The organism is Pelosinus baikalensis (assembly GCF_020819555.1).
GTDB lineage: Bacteria > Bacillota > Negativicutes > DSM-13327 > DSM-13327 > Pelosinus > Pelosinus baikalensis.
Genome location: NZ_JAJHJB010000047.1, coordinates 1 through 20,840 on the forward strand (window position 1 = coordinate 1; position 20,840 = coordinate 20,840).

The window sequence follows — 20,840 nt, forward strand, 5'->3', positions numbered from 1 at the left end:
TTTAATATACCAGAGTTAAGGCATATTGTTCAAATCTTCTAGGGGGCTAAAAAGGTTCGATTCGCTTTATATGTTTTAAAGGATATATAGCAGGATTGACAGCATTGTCCTGTGTGTTTATAATCATAGTGTTGCGTTATTATACATGCATACATATTTTTTGAATTAAGGGTGAAAACTATGAACTTTGATTTTGATTTAATTGTGCGTTCCTTCCCCCTTCTACTAGTCGGTGCAGGGGTAACGGTGCAAATTACAGCATTTAGTGTGAGTCTGGGTTTGCTAATTGGAATGTTTGTTGGAATCGCACGTTTATCCAATACTTGGATTATTAAAGCATTAGCTGCAGTGTATGTGGATTTTATTCGCGGCACACCGTTGTTAGTGCAGATTTTTCTTATTTATTTTGCACTGCCCATTATTGTAGGGCAGCGGATTGATCCTTTTATTGCTGCGATTACCGCTTGCAGTATTAACAGCGGTGCCTATGTTGCAGAGATTTTCCGCGGCGGCATTCAATCCATTGACAAAGGGCAGATGGAAGCAGGACGTTCTCTTGGTATGACCTGGGGACAGACGATGCGTCATATTATTTTGCCCCAGGCTTTCAAGCGCATTATCCCGCCTCTGGGGAATGAGTTTATTGCAATGATGAAAGATTCTTCTTTGGTATCGGTAATAGGTTTTGAAGAGCTTACGAGAAGAGGGCAGTTAATTATTGCCCGCACCTATGGGTCTTTTGAAATATGGTTATCTGTAGCATTTATTTATTTGATTATGACCTTCACAATTTCACGTTTGGTAGATTATTTGGAGCGGAGGTACAAAATCGATGATAAACATTAAAAATGTTCATAAACATTTTGGTAAACTCCATGTCTTAAAAGGGATTAATGCTCATATTACTGAAAAAGAAGTTGTGGTTATCATTGGACCAAGTGGTTCGGGTAAGAGTACATTACTCCGCTGCATTAATTATTTAGAGGAGCCAACAGAGGGCGAAATTATAGTGGATGGCATTCCTCTTACGAATGAAGCCAATATTAATAAAGTGCGGGAAGAAGTAGGAATGGTTTTTCAGCGCTTTAATTTATTTCCTCATAAATCAGTATTAGAAAATATCATCCTGGCGCCTATGACTGTGCGAAAAACACCGAAGTCTGAGGCGGTAAAAATAGCTCAGGATTTACTTGTAAAGGTTGGGCTGGCTGATAAGGAACATGCTTATCCAGAGCAACTGTCAGGTGGGCAGCAGCAGCGGGTGGCGATTGCCAGAGCATTGGCTATGAAACCGAAAATCATGCTGTTTGATGAGCCCACTTCTGCACTTGATCCGGAAATGGTCAAAGAAGTGCTGGATGTTATGAAATCTTTAGCTCATGAGGGGATGACAATGGCGATTGTTACTCATGAAATGGGTTTTGCCCGGGAAGTTGGAGATCGAGTTCTTTTCATGGATGAAGGACGTCTTGTAGAAGAAGGCACGCCAGAAGAGATTTTCTCTCATGCGAAAGAAGAGCGAACTAAATCTTTTTTATCTAAGATATTGTAAGAAAAAGGATGATTTCTTATAAATTCCAGGTTGTGCGATTTGACACACATATCCAGGAATGTTATACTTTAGATAGTGGTCACGTGGTTGGCCTCAGTTTATTGTTTATTTTAGGAGGAGTTTCATAATGATTGGTAAAGTAAAATGGTTTAGTTCTGAAAAAGGCTATGGTTTCCTTGAAAGAGAAGATGGTGGCGATGTATTCGTACATTTCTCAGCAATTCAAGATCAAGGCTTCAAAACTTTAACTGAAGGTCAACAAGTTGAGTTTGATATTGTTGATGGCGCACGTGGACCGCAAGCAGCTAACGTTGCTAAAGCTTAATAGATTTTGAGCAAATATACCCGGCTATTATAGCCGGGTTTTTTTGATTATATAAAACCCTTTGTGTACATTGCGCCTTTGTGGTTCAATTCGTTTTATTTGTTTTAGAGGACGTGTCAGCATTCTCTTATGTGTTAGCAGATATAATTATCGAAATAGTAGAAATTTATAAAGGACTTTAGTATCGCTATGGAGAATGATACTTATAAGACACTGAAAGGAGATGGGCGATTATGGCAATCATCGTACGAGGCAAAAATATTGAGATTACACCAGCATTAAAGGAGTATGTAGTAAAACGTGCTAGTAAGATTACGAAATACTTCGATACTCTAGGAGAGATTACAGCTATTTTGGCTGTAGAAAAAGGTCGCCATATTATTGAATTGACTGTGCCGGTTAATGGTATGATTCTCAGAGGCGAGGAAGCCACTGCTGATATGTATACTTCCATTGATCTAGTTGTAGACAAAATTGAAAAACAAATTGAAAAATATAAAACTAAAATTTCTCGCCGCATGAAAGTTGGTGCCTTTAAAGGGGAATTAGTTGCTGCTACTGCCGCTCCAGAGGTAGAAGAACTCCATGTTGTGAAGACCAAGCGATTTGCTGTTAAACCGATGGATATTGAAGAGGCTATTTTACAGATGAATCTTGTCAATCATGATTTTTATGTATTTAGCAATTCGGAAACAGAAGAGGTCAATGTAGTATATCGTCGTAAAGATGGAAGATATGGTTTGATTGAACCTGATTTTAACTAAATAGACAAAGCCGTCCCCCATGAACGATCGCGTTTCATGGGGGACGGCTTTTTGCATGTAGATGAAAGTACTGACAATTCCGAGAGGCTTATTTTTGATTGGATAAAAGTTCTAGACGGCGATTGGATACAAGCTGGCTCAGGCTTGTGGTATCAAGTTCTCTGGCCTTATGTGCAAATTCTTCTCGGGTAAAAATTTTTTTCTCAATAAGTAAATCAATTAAAACTGTGATTGCCAAGGTATTCTTATAATCTGTATCTTTTAAATCTGCAATTTGTCCAATGAGATGAATCGAGTTTAGCTGCAAGCTAATTCCTCCTTAAAATAAAAAATGAGTCTATATTCTCAGGTATTCCCAATTTATGAATACTTTATACCAAAAATATATTATCAGTTTAGAAAGTATAAGTTCTATAGGTGAAAATATAAATAACCCCTTTGTGTCCTTTGCGTCTTTGTGGTTCAATTCGTTTTATAAAAGGCGTCAGTGTTTTTTTACTCTGTGTCCATATACGCTTATTTCTTTATTTACTTTGACTTATCTATTATCTTTTGATAAAATTTAGAATTAGGCATATACTGTAAACTAAGAGAAGTTTTTTCATGGATGTGCTAACTTTTAAGGAGTTGATACCAGTTGTTTAAGTTTCTAAAAAATCTCTTTGGCGATGATAATGAAAAAGAAATAAAACGTATGATGAAATATGTAGAAGAAGTGAATACATTTGAGCCTGCCATGCATAAATTAAGCGATATTTCACTGTCTGCTAAGACCGGTGAGTTTAGACGTCGTTTAGAAAAAGGCGAGACATTGGACGATATTTTGCCAGAGGCCTTTGCTGTTGTGCGGGAAGCCTCTCGCCGTGTATTGGGTATGAGGCATTTTGATGTTCAGCTGCTAGGCGGTATTACTCTGCATGAAGGTAATATTGCTGAGATGCGTACAGGGGAAGGTAAAACACTCGTAGGTACTCTAGCTACATATCTGAACGCTCTGACTGGTAAAGGTGTCCACGTTGTTACCGTTAATGACTATTTAGCAAAACGTGATAGTGAGTGGATGGGCAAAGTATATCGCTTTTTAGGTTTAACAGTGGGACTCATCGTACATGGCCTGGATTTCGTTGATCGTAAACAAGCGTATCATGCGGATATTACTTATGGTACGAATAATGAATTTGGTTTTGACTATCTGCGGGATAATATGGTTATTTATGCAGAGCAAATGGTGCAGCGTCCATTAAATTATGCTATTGTGGATGAAGTGGATAGTATTTTAATTGATGAAGCGCGCACACCTCTCATTATTTCCGGACCAGGGGAAAAATCAACGGAGTTATATCATGTCTTAGCAAGAATTACCCCGAAACTAAAAGAAGGTGAAGATTATACGGTCGATGAAAAGACCCGTACCGTAGCACCAACGGAAAGTGGTATCGCCAAAGCTGAAAAACTGCTTGGAATTACCAATTTGTATGACCATGCCAATATCGAGATGTCTCACCATTTTAATCAGGCCCTGAAAGCTAAGGGATTAATGAAACGGGATCGGGATTATGTGGTAAAAGACGGAGAAGTCGTCATTGTAGATGAATTTACGGGTCGCTTAATGTTCGGTCGCCGCTACTCTGATGGTCTGCATCAGTCCATTGAGGCAAAAGAAGGAGTAAAGGTAGAACGGGAAAGCCAGACCTTAGCTTCCATTACCTTCCAAAATTATTTCCGTATGTATAACAAATTATCCGGTATGACAGGTACTGCCAAAACGGAAGAGGCAGAGTTCCGGAAAATTTATAAACTGGACGTTATTACGATTCCGACTAATAAAGAAGTAAGCCGTACGGATCTGCCGGATGTAATTTATAAAACTACCGGGGCAAAATATAGAGCCGTAGTCAATTCCATTGTAGAACGTCATGCAAAAGGACAGCCGGTACTCGTAGGTACGACTTCCATTGTGCAGTCAGAACATTTGAGCGATATGCTAAAAAAGAAAGACGTGCCTCATAATGTACTAAATGCCAAGTATCATGAAATGGAAGCCCAAATTATAGCCCAAGCCGGGCAGCCGGGAGCCGTGACCATTGCTACGAATATGGCAGGTCGTGGTACGGATATCGTGTTAGGTGAAGGTGTGGCTGATATGGGCGGACTTCATATTATTGGTACAGAACGGCATGAAAGCCGTCGTATCGATAATCAGTTGCGTGGTCGTGCCGGTCGTCAAGGGGACCCTGGATCTTCTCATTTCTTCTTATCCTTGGAAGATGATTTAATGCGTTTATTTGGCTCCGATAATATTGCGACAATCATGGATAAATTGGGCATGGAAGAAGATGAGCCCATTGAACATAGCTTAATTACGCGCTCCATTGAACAGGCTCAGAAGAAAGTCGAAGGCCGTAATTTTGACATGCGTAAACATGTATTAGAATATGATGATGTAATGAACCAGCAGCGGGAAGTCATCTATGGACAGCGTCGCCAGATTCTGACAGGCGAAGATATGAAAGAAAACATTTTCCATATGATTGAAAAACTTATCAATCGCGGTATGGAACTGTTTGCTGACGAAAAATTATATCCAGAAGATTGGAATACCCAAGGTTTGGTTGAATACTGCGAAGATATTTTTGCCCCAGAGGGTCAGTTAAAGGCAGAGAAACTTGGCAATTTAAGTCGTACAGAGCTGCAGGAAGAATTGCTCAAAGTAGCAACGGATTCCTATAATGCTCGTGAAGCCTTATTTGGTTCTGATAATATGCGAGAGATGGAAAAGGTTGTTATGCTGAAAGTGGTTGATTCCAAATGGATGGAACATTTGGATGCCATGGATATGCTAAGAGAAGGCATTAGTCTTCGGTCCTACGGTCAGCGTGATCCATTGATTGAATATAAGATTGAAGCCTATGACATGTTCCAGCAGCTTATTGATATCATCCAGGAAGATATTGTGAAATATATCTATCGGGTCAATATCGTTGCTCCTCCTGAAGATCGCTTGCAGCAGGCACATGCAACTCATGGAGAAGAAGAAGAGGCGAAAGAACAAAAAGCGCAGCAGCCAATCGTCAATGCAGAACAAATTGGTCGTAATGACTTATGCCCATGCGGTTCAGGTCAGAAATATAAAAAATGCTGCGGAGCTGCAAAGTAAGAGATTTGAACCACAAAGGCACAAAGGACACAAAGTTTTAAATAATTTTTTGTGTTGCGCGTAAGCGCAATTGTGCCTTTGTGGTTAATGATTTTTAAAACTTAATTAATTGGAGTTGATACAGTTGTTGTTAGAAGATTTGCGAGTACAGATTGCTGCTTTTGAACAGAAATTAGTTGAAGTGAGGGCTTCTCTTTGACGTTGCTGGCAAAGAAGAGCGTATTTCCTTATTAGAAGATACAATGGGAGGGCCGGGCTTTTGGGATGATCCTGATAAAGCGCAAAAAGTAGCTCAGGAGCTAAATGTCTTGAAAGATGGTGTGGCCCAATTTGAGCAACTATCCACAGCCTATGAGGATTTAACTCTATTATGGCAAATGGGCATGGAAGAAAAGGATGAAAGCATCTATCCGGAAGTCCTGGAAGCCGTTGATAAGATGACTAAGGATATTGAACGATTGGAAGTTGCTTTAATGCTGTCAGGAGAACATGATGGCAGCAATGCCATACTAACACTCCATGCTGGCGCTGGCGGTACGGAGGCTCAGGATTGGGCTCAAATGCTGCTGCGCATGTATGTGCGCTGGGCAGAGAAGAACGGTTATAAAGTAGAGACCATGGATTTTCTGGCGGGTGATGAAGCTGGAGTGAAAAGTGCTACGATTTTAGTTTCTGGTTTAAATGCTTATGGCTATTTAAAATCAGAAAAAGGGGTACATCGTCTAGTACGTATTTCTCCATTTGATGCCAGCGGTCGTCGTCACACTTCCTTTGCTGCTGTAGATGTTATGCCTGAAATTGATGATAATGTAGACATTGATATTAATATGGCTGATGTTCGTGTAGACACCTATCGTGCCAGCGGGGCGGGCGGTCAGCATATCAACAAAACGGATTCCGCCGTACGCATGACACATGTTCCAACCGGTGTTGTAGTGCAGTGTCAGACGCAGCGTTCCCAGATCAAGAACCGTGAACAATGTATGAAAATGCTGCGGGCTAAATTATATGAATTAGAACGCCAAAAACAGGAAAATATAAAAAATGAGCTTGGCGGCGATTATCAGGCCATTGAGTGGGGCAGCCAGATTCGTTCTTATGTATTTCATCCTTATAATATGGTAAAAGATCATCGCACCAACGCCGAAACCGGTAATGTCCATGCCGCCATGGATGGAGACCTTGGTCTTTTCATCGAAGCATATTTAAAACAAGGCAAGAAGTAAGAGAAATGGATGGCGATTGAACCACAAAGGCATAATGCCGCATGCCCCCCTTTGTGTCCTTTGCGTCTTTGTGGTTCGTTGGTTTAAATATTTTAAAGAACACGCAGCGTTTTTTAAAAAAATAAGGAGGCGTATCCTGTGACAAAAGGCTTGCGTCTTGTGATAGTGATATTGTTGTTAGCAGTTGCCAGTGAGGTACTGCTGCCAATGATATTATCGGATATTGTAGCCAAAGGTATGAGGGGCTTGGTAGGTAGTGAGCAAGTGACAGCTACGTTGACCAAACGCCCAGCTCTCTTCATGTTGGGCGGTAAATTTGATAATATTACCGTCAATGCCCAGCAGGCAAAAGCAGATAAACTGGTATTTGATGATATGAGTATTGCATTAAAAGATGCACAGTTAGATATGGGAGCGCTCATTACTCGCCGTTTGGTTGCCTTTCAGTCCGTTGGTGATGTAGAGATTCGGGGCACAGTGACTCAAGATGAACTGGCGCGGTATTTAAACCAAACCGTTAAAGGGGTAAAAAATGCCGTAGTGGATATTCAATCTGACAAAATAAAGGCCAGCAGCAGCTTTGCCCTTGGAGGCTTTGCCAATGTGGCTGTAAGTTTAGAGGGAAAGATTGTGGGTGACGGACAAAAGATCAAATTTGTTACGGACCGATTCTTACTGAATAATCGAATGACTGGTAATTTAGGAGGCGCTCTTTTAACAGAGATCCCTTTAGTCGATTTGAATAAGTTGCCCTTCCATGTAAATGTCCGTGACATTGTAATGGAAAACGGGAAAGTGATTTTATATCTAGATAATCGTTCACACTAGCCCTTTACCAGGGCAATTTTTTTTGCATAACAAAATGCTAATGAACCACAAAGGCACAATGCCGCTGACGCGGCACACAAAAACCCTTTGTGTCCTTTGCGTCTTTGTGGTTCAATTCGTTTTATCTGTTTTAAAGGGCGTGTGGTATTTACCTATGACGCACAGTTTTTTTATAAAATTTTATCCTTAAAAAGCAGGATATTGGAGTGTTCTGCCAGAATATGATGAAGTTGCATAAAGTATTGTAACTAGGGGTTACAATAGTGTTTATATGACCGTATTTGATAGATAAGGTGGGATAGATTGTTTTGAGAGATTTTAAATATAATAAGATATTATTACTATGCATCGTCATCGGTCTAGCGGCAGCTTTAACCATTGTCTGGCAGCGCCATAAAATAGAAGAAAGCAGCACGACCATTGAGATGGTTATGGAGTATGAAGATGTTGTGGAACTGGCTCAGCTTGAGGGGGTTCCTACCGAACATGTGATGCGGCGTATGAAAGAGGCAGGAATTACTTCTCTGGTAGTGTATGAGACTACGCTGGAGAAACTAAATAAAAGCGGCAAGGTAGCTGTTTTGTCGGGTGCCCAATTGCTGCAGCAGTATTATACAGGTATGCTAGGTGATGCAGTTTGGCGTAACTTAGTAGAAACAGGCCGTATTCAAGCAGAAGATGTCTATGTTGTTGGACGTGATCCTGGGGTTTTCGCTGAGGTAAAAGAAGATCTGATCGAAAGGTTGAGCCCCGAGAGGGTGACAGTCCTTGACAGTCAGCGCCAGATTTTAGCTGTGAAAGCAAATTATGAAAAAGTAGTAAAATGGAATCTTGGCTTGCCGACCGATGAGATGCGGTATGTGTCTGGTCAAGGATTTTATGTAGTAGCAAGGCCAAGCAATTATACTAAAGTGGAAAAAGAGAACGTAGAAGGTGTATTTGCCCGCTTATCAGGTATTGAAAATGTTTCTGCGCTGATATTTGTTGGTGATGAGGCCTTGGGTTATCCTGATCTTCTGTCGTTAACTTTGGAGAAGGTCAAAAGCAAACAATTGACATTAGGCTTAATTGAACATCCTCTGCAATTACAGTTTTTTAAACAAGAGGGACTTGTTCCCATGGCTATAGCCAATGATTACAAGGCAGCTCGTGTGTATGTGATTCCTAAAGATGAACAGCCTAAATTAAAATCAGCCGAAGCAGTTCAACGCTGGATTGTAACGGATCAAGAACGCAATATACGCATTAATTTGCTTCGGAAATATGATAAAGCCGAACCGGGTAAAACTCTTTTAGAAACCAATTTGGAGTATGTAGCTAATGTGAGAGATGGTTTAATTGCCAGTGGTTTTACCATTGGTAAGGCAGGCATTTTCCATCCCTATTTCCCTCAAGTCTTCTTATTAGTGGCAATTACCATTGGAGCAGTGGCTGCGGGAATATTATTTTTAACCTTAGTGCGTCCTTTTCCTGCCCGCTATCAATATGCACTATTGCTACTGATCTCTCTGGTCTTTGCATTTCCTTTGCTAAAGGGCAGCGGCAACGCAGTGCGCCAGGCAGTGGCCTTATGCAGTGCTGTTGTTTTCCCTGTTTTAGCTATGACGTGGCAGCTTGACCGTTGGAGAAAGATGTCGATAGAAGGGCGAGGAAGCCTTGCGGGGATTATAAAAGATGGAATAGGCGGATTAATCATCACCGTTATGCTGTCCATGGTTGGCGGTATGTATGTGGCAGCTGTACTGGGGGATGTACGTTTCTTTCTGGAAATGGAATTTTTCCGTGGTGTAAAGGTAACCTTTGTGGCTCCGTTGCTCCTCATTACTATCATTTATTTAGCTCGGTATAATTTATTTGAAAATGAAGAAGAGGATGAAAAAGACATTTGGCAGCAGGTTATAAAATTGCTGAATTATCCTTTGTATATTAAAACCTTATTTGTATTTGCCCTGGCAGCAATTGGTGCTTGGGTCTTCATTGGCAGATCTGGTCATACAGCAGGTGTGCCTGTACCGGATATAGAACTAAAAATGCGGGCTTTTCTAGAAAGGGCTATGTATGCCAGACCGCGTGGCAAAGAATTTATGATTGGGCATCCTGCTTTTTTCTTAGCAGTTATGGCATTGTATCGTCAATGGCCTCGTGTGGTACACTATGCAATGATCGTAGTTGCTACCATTGCTCAGGGGTCCCTAGTTGAAACCTTTGCTCATTTGCGGACTCCAGTGCTCATGTCTTTTGTTCGCGGCATAGATGGCATGGTAGCGGGGATTGGTGTAGGTATAGTAGCAGTACTTGCAGTTCAAGTACTTTGTTACTTGTCTGTTGTCCTAGGAAGGAGATCTGTTAAGAATGAGTGAGATTGTTATTTCAGGATACTATGGTTTTGGCAATGCCGGTGATGAAGCCATGCTGGCAGCCATGATCGAGGTATTGACTGAACTTGCATCCGATATAAAAATTACAGTGATCTCCGGTAATCCAGAGGATACTTGCAGACGTCATGGAGTTGCGGCTGTATATCGTTTAAACTTCCCAGAGATTATCAAGGTTTTATCCCGAAGCCAGCTGTTAATCAGCGGCGGCGGCAGTTTGCTCCAGGATGTCACCAGTGAACGCAGCTTATATTATTACTTGAGCATTATGATATTAGCAAAAAAACTGGGTACTCCGGTTATGCTCTATGCTCAGGGAATTGGTCCAGTGCGCGGTACATTGGCTAGAAGTGCTATGCGCTATATTGGTAATATGGTGGATTTGATTACTGTCAGAGATGAAGGTTCTCTTGCAGAGTTAAAGCGTCTGAACGTAGTAAAGCCCCCAATCCATGTTACTGCCGATCCTGTACTGGCGATGCATCAGGTAGATAAGCAAATTGGCCGCAGGATTTTGCGGAATGCCGGAGTGGAAGGCAATGTACCTCTCATTGGTATATCGGTGCGGGAATGGAAGGATTGGAAGCATTATAAAGACGTTCTAGTGGAAGCGGCCAATCAATTGGCAGAAGAATTTGGGGCAAGAATTGTATTCTTGCCCATGCAATGGCCGGAGGATTGTGCCGTATCAAAAAGAATGGCCATTCGTACGAAATCCAAGGCCATTGTACTCACCGAAGAGTATACCACCAGTGAATTATTGTCCTTAGTGGGAAACTTTGATATGCTGATTGGCATTCGTCTTCATGCTTTAATCTTTGCCGCAGTGATGCATGTGCCAATGGTAGGGATTTCCTATGATCCTAAAATTGATCGTTTTTTAGAGTCTTTGGGAGAATGTCTTGCTGGAGATTTGCAAAATTTAGATGCCCAAAGTTTGGTAGAAAAAGTGCGCCAGCTATGGCCGACAAGTAAAGCGGCAAAACAATCCAAAGTTGAGCAGAGTACATATCTTAGGGATAAGGCATTTCAAAATGCAGAATTAGCGTTGGAACTCATTTCTCAAAGAAAGTGGGGGAAGGCAAATCATGAAAAAAATAATATGGCGTGATTATCTGGGAATTGCAGTAGGAGCTGCTATTACAGCGGTTAGCCTCAATATGTTTTTAATACCGAATAAAGTGGCAGCAGGTGGTGTCAGCGGTCTAGCCACGGTGCTGCATCATTTATTGAATTGGCCAGTAGGGATTATTATGCTGGCATTTAATATTCCTTTATTTATCATTGGTCTTAAGGTCATGGGGGCGCGTTATGGCATTAATACCTTATTTGGTGCTGCGATGCTTTCTATCGCGATTGATGTGATGGCTCCTTACACACCTGTGCTGACAGGTGATTTGCTGCTCAATTCCTTATATGGCGGTGTCATAGGCGGCATTGGTATGGGAATTGTCTTTCGATATAAAGGCAATACTGCAGGGACAGCTTTAGCGGCTGTTATTTTGAATAAATTACTGAAGATTCGTGTTGGGCAAGCTATGATGGCTGCTGATTTTTTTGTAATCGTCTTTGCCGGTTTGGCCTTTAAAAGCGCTGAACTTTCATTATATGCGTTGATTTCGATCTTTGTGACAGGACAGATTGTTGATTTGGTACAAGAAGGCCCTAGTACATCAAAGGCCTTTTTTGTTATGAGCAGTCAGCCAAAACAGGTAGCAGATGCAATTATTACGGAAATGGATCGAGGCGTAACTGTGCTCCAAGCCAAGGGGGGCTATACGGGAGATCCTCGAGAGATGCTATTGTGTGTGGTAAGTACCAGTGAAGTGACACAGTTAAAAGAAGTGATTTATCATATTGATTCGAAGGCTTTTGTGATTGTGACCACTGCTCACGAGGTATTAGGTGAAGGTTTTACGGAAGTAAAAATATAAAGCTTGATTTTAAGGAGGTCATAGATATGGCTGAAAAACTGACGCAAGAACAAGTATCCCAATTAGAAAAATATGCACAGTCCATTCGCTATAGTATTGTGCAAATGGTTACGGAGGCTCAATCGGGTCATCCAGGTGGTTCCTTATCAGCGGCAGATATTCTCACAACATTGTATTTTGCTGAGATGAATGTAAATCCTAGCGATCCTCAGGCAGTGGCCAGAGATCGTTTTGTTTTGTCCAAAGGTCATGCAGCTCCTGTTTTGTATGCTACATTGGCGGAGAAAGGCTTTTTTCCAAAGGAAGAATTACTGACGCTGCGTAGGATTGACAGTCGCTTGCAAGGACATCCCAGCATGAAAAACCTGCCAGGTATCGATATGTCTACCGGTTCATTAGGACAGGGTTTGAGCGCTGCTGCAGGATTGGCGCTAGCTGCTCGTCTTGATAATAGTGCAAGCCGGGTATACACTGTGCTGGGTGATGGCGAGCTGGAGGAAGGTATGGTATGGGAAGCTGCTATGTTTGCCGCCCATTATAAATTAGATAATTTGACTGCTTTTGTAGATTTTAACGGACTGCAAATTGACGGTCCCATTTCCGAAGTATTATCACCATTACCAATCCCAGAGAAATGGGCTGCTTTCAACTGGCATGTGATTAAAATTGATGGACATGATATACAGGCGATTTATGATGCGATTCAAACTGCTAAAACAATAAAAGGCAAACCAACGATGATTGTTGCCCAAACGATAAAAGGTAAAGGCGTCTGCCAAATGGAAAACATCGCTGATTGGCATGGCAAGGCTCCTAGCCGTGAACAATGTGAATTGTTCCTGTCCCAATTAAATGAATTAGAAACACAATAAAAAATAGGCAGATTCAGATAGACGTTTTGAACTTGCCGTTGAGAGGTGTAGAGAATGGGTTTAGCAACTCGTGAAGCATATGGAGAAATATTAAAAGAGCTTGGGGAAAAATATGAAAATATTGTTGTGCTAGATGCGGATTTATCCAAATCTACCAAGACAGCTGTATTTGCAAAAGCATTTCCTCAACGCTTTTTTAACGTAGGAATTGCAGAACAAAATCTAATGGGCGTAGGAGCGGGTTTGGCTGCCGGCGGAAAGATACCTTTTGTATCTACTTTTGCTATGTTTGCTGCTGGTCGGGCTTTTGAACAAATCCGGAATTCGATTTGTTATCCAAAACTGAATGTTAAGATTGCCGCTACTCATGCTGGTTTAACAGTTGGTGAAGATGGAGCTTCTCATCAAGCCATTGAGGATATTTCTCTCATGCGCAGTATTCCTAATATGACAGTGATTGTACCGGCAGATGCTGAAGAAACTCGTAAAGCGATTACTTTTGCAGCAGAATATGATGGCCCCGTTTATATTCGTCTAGGACGTATGGCAGTTCCCGATTTATTTGCTGCTGATTATACATTCGAGCATGGCAAGGCTGTACAGCTGGCAGATGGTAAAGATGTTACTATTATTGCGACTGGTATTATGGTTGGCGCCGCAAAAGAAGCTGCTAAGCAATTACAAGATGCAGGTATCAGCGCCAGAGTGGTGAATATCCATACCATTAAACCAATTGACAAGGAAGCAATCATAAAGGCCGCTGCTGACACAGGCGCCATTGTCACTTGTGAGGAACACAGCATCATTGGCGGTTTAGGCAGTGCTGTTGCGGAAGTACTGGTAGAAAACAGTCCTGTTCCCATGGAACGTGTAGGTGTATGTGATACCTTTGGTGAGTCCGGCATACCTAGCGCTCTTTTAAAGAAATACCACTTAACTGCAGAAGATATTGCTGCAGCTGCTAAAAAAGTAATTAGCCGCAAGAAATAAATACCAACTACCAATAAAACGCTCCTCGCATGCATACACATGTAGAGGGGCGTTTTATTTTCTAGGGTGTTATGAACCTTTTTTTATTGTGTATGGAGGGGAAAGGATGAAGGCATGGCGGGTTGTCAGTTTAGGCAGGCGGGTGCTGAGTAAATTAGCCCTTTGTATGATGGGCTTTATTGCCATGCTGAAGATGGGGTCTACAGTAGCGATGGCGGTATCGATGATTATTTCCATTCTGGTATATGCGATGGCTTTTGGCCTAAAATTCGCTGTTGGGTTTGTAATCCTATTGCTTCTGCATGAATGGGGGCATTTAGTGGCATCTAAGGTTGTTGGCTTGCCTGTTTCACGTCCTATTTTTGTACCTTTTCTTGGTGCTGTTATACGTATCAAGAAACTGCCGATAAATGCCAAGATGGAAGCCAATGTAGCCATCGGCGGACCCGCCATGGGGACTTTGAGTGCATTGCTCTGTCTGGTACTTTACTTATGGACGGACAGTTTATTGATGCTGGTGCTTTCATATACAGCTTGTCTTTTAAATTTATTTAATCTGATTCCTTGCGATCCTCTGGATGGAGGACGCATTGCTGTTGCTGTAACCCACCGTCTTTGGTGGCTAGGAAGCCTAATTATTGGCATACTATTCTTGCAGACATATAGTTTTTTTTTATTTATATTCTTTTTGTTTTCATTATACAGAACCTGGAAGAATGTCGATATTAAGGAGAATCTTTCCTATTATCAGCTCACCATGAAGCAGCGTTTAGCAGTGGGCTGGTGGTACTTTGGCTTGGTTATCGTCCTAGGAATCACTACGTTATATATTGGATCAATCTTTCACGGCCAGTAGAGAGATATTCCGAAAATATCATGGAAATGTAGGGGATTGCTTCGCTGATGCTCGCAAATGACAAACGGAGCAAATAGAACGATTTAACCGCAGAGACGCAGAGAACGCAGAGCGTCCAACTGCGTCTCTGCGTCTCTGCGTCTCGATTATCTTTTTTTCCACGCATTTTCTATGTCCTTTTTAGGAGGGCTTTTCTTGATAATGACAGATAGTGGAGCATATTCTTATTTGAGCAGCCTAATTTCTACAAATTACTACTTTGTAAAAGTTGGATGATGAAAATTAATAGCAAAAAAAAGGGATTTAGCTATTAACGTCAAAGATTTAATACTAGAATTGAAATTTTTCTGGTAGTGAGGGAGAGTGACGAAAGTTTGATTCATTTAGATGGTGTTTCTAAAATTTATGGCAATGGTTGTGTCGCCCTCTCTGATATTACGCTTGACATTCCAAAAGGTGATTTTGTATTTGTGGTAGGTCCTAGTGGTGCAGGTAAGTCCACCTTTATAAAGTTGATTTTTCGGGAGGAACTTCCGACAAAGGGTAAGTTAATTGTCAATGGTCGTAATGTTGGTGAGTTAGAGCCTTCAGAGATACCATACCTGAGGCGTAATTTAGGTATTGTGTTTCAGGATTATAGATTGCTGCCAAATAAAACCGTATATGAGAATGTGGCTTTTGCCATGCAGGTAATCGAGTCATCCCGCCGTGATATTCAAAAGCGGGTATCTCATGTATTGGACTTGGTGGGTTTACGTCATAAAGCTAAAAATTTTCCAGGTGAGTTGTCTGGTGGTGAGCAGCAGCGTATTGCCATTGCTCGGGCGATTGTCAATAATCCAGTGGTGGTCATTGCCGATGAACCCACAGGTAATCTTGATCCGGAAACGTCTTGGGACATTATGAGGATCTTTGAACGCATTAATCGAGATGGGACAACCATTGTCATGGCTACTCATGATAAAAGCGTAGTGGATGCTATGAAAAAACGAGTTATTGCCATCGAAAAAAGCCGTATTGCTCGGGATCAGGTGAAAGGGGTATACGGCTATGAAGATTAGAACCATGGAGTATTTTATTAAAGAAGCTCTTTCTTCTCTGAAACGCAACGGGTTAATGAGCTTTGCATCGGTGACTACAGTAGCCTTATCCCTGCTCATCTTGGGGATGTTTCTGGTCATGGTACTCAACTTAAATAATATGGCTTCTACGTTAGAATCACAGGTACAAATTTCTGTATATTTGCAAGATGGCTTAACAGATCTTGAAATGCGTGAGGTGGGAACCCGCATTACCAAGATTCCCGGTGTTGTGCAAGTGAATTTTGTAGGAAAAGAAGAAGCCATGAATCGATTTAAAGAGCGTCTGGGTGAGCAGCAAGGCCTACTGAATGCATTAGGAGAAGTAAACCCTTTACCGAATGCTTTTGAAGTAAAGGTGGACAAGACAGAACGTGTAAAAGCCGCTGCTCAGGCTATGATGCAGTTTAAAGGGGTAGAAAATGTTAAATTTGGTCAGGAAGTAGTCGAGCAGTTATTTGCTTTAACAAAAATGGTGCGCATTTTTGGTTTGATTATCATTGTATTCTTGGCGTTGGCCGCTCTATTTATTATTTCGAACACCATTCGAATTACGGTATTTGCCCGGCGTAAGGAGATTGGCATTATGAAATATGTAGGGGCTACCAATTGGTTTATTCGCTGGCCTTTCTTATTGGAAGGTATGATGTTAGGGTTTGGTGGAGCATTAGTTGCAGTCTTGTTTTTAAATGAAACCTATGGGATTCTGATCCATCAGGTATACGAATCCTTGGCCTTTCTACCGCTAATTCCCCAATACCCATTTATCACGAATATTAGTGTAGTGTTATTAGTGACAGGAACAGTAATTGGTGCTTTAGGCAGTACGATATCACTACGTCGCTATATGAGAGTATAGAGGGTAGCAGGAGGGATTGGATGTTTAAAATTAGGCAGTATTTAGCCATGAGCTTAGCAGTTGTGGTAATGTGCGTGGCGATTGGCCCTGTATTAGCCAATGAGTTGGCAGAGCAGCAGCAGCAGGTTCAGCAGCAGATGCAGATTCAGCAGGAAAAAGCTGCTGAGGCCAAACAGAAGGTCAATAGTGTTGCTGATCAATTACATAAAGTGCAAATCCAGTTAGAGAATGCCCAGGGAGATTATAATGCAATTCAGGCAAAGCGAAGTGCAACGGAAGAACTGATTGCTGTAAATACGACTGTTTTAGCGAAAGCCGAAAAAAATCTATCTGAGCGCAGTTTGATATTGAATAAACGGATTCGCGATATTTATCAAAATGGTCAGCTAAGTTATTTGGATGTTTTGTTTGGCGCCAATGACTTTAGCGATTTTACCACTCGTATGGATCTTTTGAAACGGATCATGGATAAAGATATTGAATTGATTATAAAAGTGAAAGCTGAACGAGAATTGGTGCTGCAAAAGAGAGCTGAATTAGAAAGTGATAAGGCTGCTATTTTACAGTTAGAAAAAGCAGCCATTGAAAAGAAAAAAATCATTGAGTCCAGTAAGAAAGAAAGAGAAGCTGTTTTGGCATCGGCTGTTAATGAACGGGATACAGCAGAACAGTCCTATCAGGAGCTTTTAGAAACTTCCCGTAAAATTGAGCAGATGATTCGGCGCAGTCAAAGTGGAAAACAAGGACCTAGCGGCGGTACAGGGGCTATGATGTGGCCTACGGATGTTACGGAAATTACTTCACCATATGGCTGGCGTACTCACCCGATTTTTGGCACATCCCGTTATCACAGTGGTATTGATATCGGAGCTGATTATGGGGATTCTGTACGAGCTGCTGACAGTGGAGTGATTATTTATGCAGATTGGATGGGTGGTTACGGTAAAGCCGTGATCATCGAACATGGAAATGGTATTTCTACTTTATATGGACATAATTCGGAGTTGCTCGTAGTAGAAGGGCAAAGAGTGCGTAAAGGAGAAGTGATTTCCCGCGTGGGTTCAACAGGTTATTCCACTGGGCCTCATTTGCATTTTGAAGTCCGTGAAAATGGTTCACCTACTAGCCCGATGGATTATTTGCCGTAAATGTAAATAGCATCACGATAAGGGTACCCGCGGTGGGTGCCCTTATGGAATATTTCATGGATTTTCTACATATATTTAATTATGTGTGTTTTTCATAGAGAAGAAAGTAGCGAAATTTGAAAGGTAATTCAAATTTCTAATTTGGAATTGGGGTGTATAGATGAGTCGTCGTAAGATTATAGTATCAGCCATTTTATTAATCGTCTTTACCTTTACGGTAACAGCTGGCGGATTTTTATATCTGTTAAAGGGAAATTCTGCTGATGTTGTAAGTACCTTAAAGTTTTTCAGGGCCTTGCAGGTTGTGAAAGCCCGCTATGTAGAGCAAGTGGATACAGAGACCTTGGTAGCTGGGGCTGTCAAGGGAATGGTCAGCTCTTTAGGAGATCCCCATTCCATTTATATGGATGCCAAGATGTATAAGGACTTTATGGTAGAAACAGAAGGTTCTTTTGGCGGCGTGGGTATGGTTTTGGGAGTAAAAGAGAAGACCTTGACGGTTGTTTCGCCGATTGAAGGTACGCCCAGTGATAAAGCTGGAATCAAAAGCGGAGATCAAATTCTTCAAATTGACGGTAAAGATACGAAAGATATGGCCTTAGATGAAGCCGTCAATAAAATTCGCGGTCCTGAAGGGACTACTGTCAGTTTAGCCGTTCGTCATGAAAGTGAACCTACAAAAGAGATTACTTTGACTCGGTCTAACATCCAAATTAAAACCGTAGCAGGTAAAATGCTTCCCGATAAGATTGGATATATCCGAATATCCATGTTTAATGACAATACAGGCAATGATTTTGCTCAAAAGTATAAAGAGCTGGAAGCAGAAGGTATGAAAAGCATTATTCTCGATCTCCGGGATAATCCAGGCGGCTTATTAGAGGAAAGTGTTAAGGTTGCCAGTAAATTTGTGCCCAAAGGGCCAGTTGTTTCCGTTGTTACCCGGGATGGGCATCGGGAGACTCATTCTTCTACCTTAGAGGCGATTAAATATCCTGTAGCTGTGTTAGTTAACGGTGGCAGCGCCAGTGCCTCAGAGATTGTGTCTGGAGCAATCCAGGATACAGCATCTGGAACATTAATTGGCACGAAGACTTATGGTAAAGGGTCAGTGCAAACCGTGCTTCGCTTAGATAGCGGCGCCATTAAATTGACCATTGCCAAATATCTGACACCAAATGATCGCTCCATAAATGGCATTGGTATTGAGCCGGATATAAAAGTGGAAATGGATAAGGATGCAAAGTCAGATGTACAATTAGACAAAGCCATTGATTTTGTAAAAGAAAAGATGGGAAAATAAAGGGTTCGCGGCTGGCTTTTGCTTAGCCGCTTTTTTCTAATGGAGAAAGTATAAGTTTTATAGGTGTAAAATATAACAATTTAATGAACCACAAAGGCACAATGCCGCTGATGCGGCACACAAAGGAGAGCAGAAAAAATAATTTTTAATTTAGATTCCTTTGTGTCCTTTGTGCCTTTGTGGTTCGATTATTTTTAATAACGTGTAGAATTCTTGTTATCAGAATTTGATTAGAGGTGAAGTTATGTTCCCATGGCAGGAATTAATACGGCTTTCTGTGGGTGGTGTGGTAGCTGCTTTCTTTGAACCTATATTTTGGATGATCATTGCCTTAGTTGGTTTTCAATATTGGAAATTGCAAAAAAGCCAGCAGCGTATGTTTGGTGTATGCGGCTTTTCCTTGACTCAGCAGATTGCCTTAGCCATTTGTCTGGGGAGTATCGGCGGCATCGTGGGAACATTTCTGCTGACGCTGGTAGGCATCAATGTAGATCAATTGGGCCTTGCGTATATTTGGCCGGTAGCAATACTGCTGATGATGGTCAATATGCGATTTCTATGTTTTGCTTATGCCGGAGGCGTGGTGGCTTTATCTAAGGTATTGTTTGGCTGGCCGAACGTTGACGTATCCCAGGTATTAGTATTGGTCGCAGTTCTTCATATCACAGAAAGTATCTTAATCGCGATTAGTGGAATTTATGGCAGTATGCCGATTATTTTACAGCGTAAAAATGGACAATTAGTCGGGGCCTTTAATTTGCAAAACTTTTGGCCTCTTCCTCTTTTGTTAATGTCAGCTGTTGCTGTGCCAGAGTTAAAAGTACCTGAGGGTGTCTTAGGCATGCCGGATTGGTGGCCCTTGCTGCCAGTCCAAGGGGGACTGATGGAAGGACATATTTGGATGTATACGATGGTATCAGTAGTGGCTGCTCTAGGATATACAGACATTGCAGTAGCAAGTTCACCGCAAATGCGCCGCCGTAAATCCGCTTTGCATTTGGGCCTTTATAGTATTGTACTGCTTGCACTCGCGCTGCTGTCGGTTCATTATAAATGGCTGCAGGCAGTAGCGGCGATGGTATCCTTCTTAGGTCATGAGATGCTGATTCAGATCGACAGCCGCCAGGAGTTAGAGGCACTTCCCCGTTATGTACCTCCTGCTGAAGGTCTTATGGTATTAGATACTGTAGTGGATACTCCTGCGCAAAAGGCAGGGATAAAATCAGGCGATATTCTGCTAAGACTGCATAACCTGACCATTGATACTAAGGAGCAATTAGCAGAAGCCATATATCTTGCTCCCCCCGTATTTATAATAGAAATTCTGCGTGACGACCGCAGGATCGAAAAAAAAGTGAAGTTTTCTCAAAACCATAAAATGTTAGGTGTAATATTAGTGCCGGAGGGCAATGAATTATATTATGTTCAATTAGCAGAAGACAAATTTTGGCTATGGGAAAAAGCAAAACAGATATGGGGAAAAAATAACAAAAAAATATAATGTTTATTATTAAAGAATTATTATATAATAGATTTACATTCAATATAGAAGTTTGACCGAACGTATGTACT

Annotated in this window: 19 protein-coding genes; 18 read left to right on the forward strand and 1 reads right to left on the reverse strand. The window is 41.5% G+C overall.

Annotated elements, in window-relative coordinates; translation table 11 throughout:
* Positions 1–180 precede the first annotated feature (180 nt).
* The 4 genes from LMF89_RS21900 to hpf all read left to right on the forward strand — a co-directional run bounded on the left by LMF89_RS21900 (position 181) and on the right by hpf (position 2,641).
* Positions 181–846: an amino acid ABC transporter permease gene (locus tag LMF89_RS21900; RefSeq protein ID WP_007930249.1), complete on the forward strand. Its 666-nt coding sequence runs from the start codon at positions 181–183 to the stop codon at positions 844–846.
* Positions 833–1,552 carry an amino acid ABC transporter ATP-binding protein gene (locus LMF89_RS21905; protein WP_229536947.1) on the forward strand — a complete coding sequence of 240 codons (720 nt, stop codon included), beginning with the start codon at positions 833–835 and terminating at the stop codon, positions 1,550–1,552. Before LMF89_RS21900 ends, LMF89_RS21905 begins: the two co-directional genes overlap by 14 nt.
* Positions 1,553–1,679: 127 nt before the next feature.
* Positions 1,680–1,877, forward strand: a complete 198-nt coding sequence (locus LMF89_RS21910) for a cold shock domain-containing protein (RefSeq protein ID WP_007930253.1) — start codon at positions 1,680–1,682, stop codon at positions 1,875–1,877.
* Positions 1,878–2,110: 233 nt separating this feature from the next.
* Complete coding sequence (gene hpf, locus LMF89_RS21915; RefSeq protein WP_007959213.1) at positions 2,111–2,641, forward strand: ribosome hibernation-promoting factor, HPF/YfiA family; 531 nt, start codon at positions 2,111–2,113, stop codon at positions 2,639–2,641.
* An 88-nt stretch (positions 2,642–2,729) separates the two neighbouring features.
* Here hpf and LMF89_RS21920 read toward each other — a convergent pair whose 3' ends face one another.
* Positions 2,730–2,948 (reverse strand): hypothetical protein, encoded by a 219-nt coding sequence (locus LMF89_RS21920; RefSeq protein ID WP_229536948.1) that lies wholly within the window; start codon positions 2,946–2,948, stop codon positions 2,730–2,732.
* Positions 2,949–3,278: 330 nt separating this feature from the next.
* Here LMF89_RS21920 and secA point away from each other — a divergent pair, with 330 nt between their 5' ends.
* The 14 genes from secA to LMF89_RS21990 all read left to right on the forward strand — a co-directional run bounded on the left by secA (position 3,279) and on the right by LMF89_RS21990 (position 20,769).
* Entirely contained in the window at positions 3,279–5,798 is a 2,520-nt protein-coding gene (gene secA / locus LMF89_RS21925) for a preprotein translocase subunit SecA (protein ID WP_229536949.1), read from the forward strand.
* Positions 5,799–5,922: 124 nt separating this feature from the next.
* Positions 5,923–7,024 (forward strand): peptide chain release factor 2 gene (prfB, locus tag LMF89_RS21930; protein WP_369412683.1). Its coding sequence is split into 2 segments (ribosomal slippage): positions 5,923–5,994 and positions 5,996–7,024, totalling 1,101 coding nucleotides; the frame shifts between segments, so codons are not numbered across the junction.
* A 138-nt stretch (positions 7,025–7,162) separates the two neighbouring features.
* On the forward strand, positions 7,163–7,852 hold the full coding sequence (locus tag LMF89_RS21935) for an LmeA family phospholipid-binding protein (RefSeq protein ID WP_229536950.1): 690 nt from the start codon (positions 7,163–7,165) through the stop codon (positions 7,850–7,852).
* A 308-nt stretch (positions 7,853–8,160) separates the two neighbouring features.
* Entirely contained in the window at positions 8,161–10,212 is a 2,052-nt protein-coding gene (locus LMF89_RS21940; RefSeq protein ID WP_229536951.1) for a DUF5693 family protein, read from the forward strand.
* Entirely contained in the window at positions 10,205–11,338 is a 1,134-nt protein-coding gene (gene csaB / locus LMF89_RS21945) for a polysaccharide pyruvyl transferase CsaB (RefSeq protein WP_229536952.1), read from the forward strand. The genes LMF89_RS21940 and csaB overlap by 8 nt, the downstream gene beginning before the upstream one ends.
* Entirely contained in the window at positions 11,316–12,161 is an 846-nt protein-coding gene (locus LMF89_RS21950; RefSeq protein WP_229536953.1) for a YitT family protein, read from the forward strand. The genes csaB and LMF89_RS21950 overlap by 23 nt, the downstream gene beginning before the upstream one ends.
* A gap of 26 nt (positions 12,162–12,187) precedes the next feature.
* A complete protein-coding gene (locus LMF89_RS21955; protein WP_229536954.1) occupies positions 12,188–13,033 on the forward strand; it encodes a transketolase in 846 nt (281 codons plus the stop codon).
* Positions 13,034–13,087: 54 nt separating this feature from the next.
* On the forward strand, positions 13,088–14,023 hold the full coding sequence (locus tag LMF89_RS21960) for a transketolase family protein (RefSeq protein ID WP_229536955.1): 936 nt from the start codon (positions 13,088–13,090) through the stop codon (positions 14,021–14,023).
* A gap of 106 nt (positions 14,024–14,129) precedes the next feature.
* Positions 14,130–14,879 carry a site-2 protease family protein gene (locus LMF89_RS21965; protein WP_229536956.1) on the forward strand — a complete coding sequence of 250 codons (750 nt, stop codon included), beginning with the start codon at positions 14,130–14,132 and terminating at the stop codon, positions 14,877–14,879.
* A 374-nt stretch (positions 14,880–15,253) separates the two neighbouring features.
* Entirely contained in the window at positions 15,254–15,940 is a 687-nt protein-coding gene (ftsE, locus tag LMF89_RS21970) for a cell division ATP-binding protein FtsE (protein WP_007959233.1), read from the forward strand.
* The gene (gene ftsX / locus LMF89_RS21975; RefSeq protein WP_229536957.1) at positions 15,930–16,817 is read left to right on the forward strand and encodes a permease-like cell division protein FtsX; all 888 of its coding nucleotides are present in this window, start codon (positions 15,930–15,932) and stop codon (positions 16,815–16,817) included. The genes ftsE and ftsX overlap by 11 nt, the downstream gene beginning before the upstream one ends.
* 20 nt (positions 16,818–16,837) lie before the next feature.
* Positions 16,838–17,965, forward strand: a complete 1,128-nt coding sequence (locus LMF89_RS21980; RefSeq protein WP_229536958.1) for a murein hydrolase activator EnvC family protein — start codon at positions 16,838–16,840, stop codon at positions 17,963–17,965.
* A gap of 160 nt (positions 17,966–18,125) precedes the next feature.
* Positions 18,126–19,268 (forward strand): S41 family peptidase, encoded by a 1,143-nt coding sequence (locus LMF89_RS21985; protein WP_007959238.1) that lies wholly within the window; start codon positions 18,126–18,128, stop codon positions 19,266–19,268.
* A gap of 244 nt (positions 19,269–19,512) precedes the next feature.
* Entirely contained in the window at positions 19,513–20,769 is a 1,257-nt protein-coding gene (locus LMF89_RS21990) for a PDZ domain-containing protein (RefSeq protein ID WP_229536959.1), read from the forward strand.
* Positions 20,770–20,840: the final 71 nt, after the last annotated feature.

Excerpts from the sequence above, each read along its gene's own strand:
- LMF89_RS21900 (WP_007930249.1), top strand. The coding sequence starts at position 181 with ATGAACTTTGATTTTGATTTAATTGTGCGTTCCTTCCCCCTTCTACTA.
- LMF89_RS21905 (WP_229536947.1), top strand. The coding sequence starts at position 833 with ATGATAAACATTAAAAATGTTCATAAACATTTTGGTAAACTCCATGTC.
- LMF89_RS21910 (WP_007930253.1), top strand. The coding sequence starts at position 1,680 with ATGATTGGTAAAGTAAAATGGTTTAGTTCTGAAAAAGGCTATGGTTTC.
- hpf (WP_007959213.1), top strand. The coding sequence starts at position 2,111 with ATGGCAATCATCGTACGAGGCAAAAATATTGAGATTACACCAGCATTA.
- csaB (WP_229536952.1), top strand. The coding sequence starts at position 10,205 with ATGAGTGAGATTGTTATTTCAGGATACTATGGTTTTGGCAATGCCGGT.
- LMF89_RS21950 (WP_229536953.1), top strand. The coding sequence starts at position 11,316 with ATGAAAAAAATAATATGGCGTGATTATCTGGGAATTGCAGTAGGAGCT.
- LMF89_RS21955 (WP_229536954.1), top strand. The coding sequence starts at position 12,188 with ATGGCTGAAAAACTGACGCAAGAACAAGTATCCCAATTAGAAAAATAT.
- LMF89_RS21960 (WP_229536955.1), top strand. The coding sequence starts at position 13,088 with ATGGGTTTAGCAACTCGTGAAGCATATGGAGAAATATTAAAAGAGCTT.
- LMF89_RS21965 (WP_229536956.1), top strand. The coding sequence starts at position 14,130 with ATGAAGGCATGGCGGGTTGTCAGTTTAGGCAGGCGGGTGCTGAGTAAA.
- ftsX (WP_229536957.1), top strand. The coding sequence starts at position 15,930 with ATGAAGATTAGAACCATGGAGTATTTTATTAAAGAAGCTCTTTCTTCT.
- LMF89_RS21980 (WP_229536958.1), top strand. The coding sequence starts at position 16,838 with ATGTTTAAAATTAGGCAGTATTTAGCCATGAGCTTAGCAGTTGTGGTA.
- LMF89_RS21985 (WP_007959238.1), top strand. The coding sequence starts at position 18,126 with ATGAGTCGTCGTAAGATTATAGTATCAGCCATTTTATTAATCGTCTTT.
- LMF89_RS21990 (WP_229536959.1), top strand. The coding sequence starts at position 19,513 with ATGTTCCCATGGCAGGAATTAATACGGCTTTCTGTGGGTGGTGTGGTA.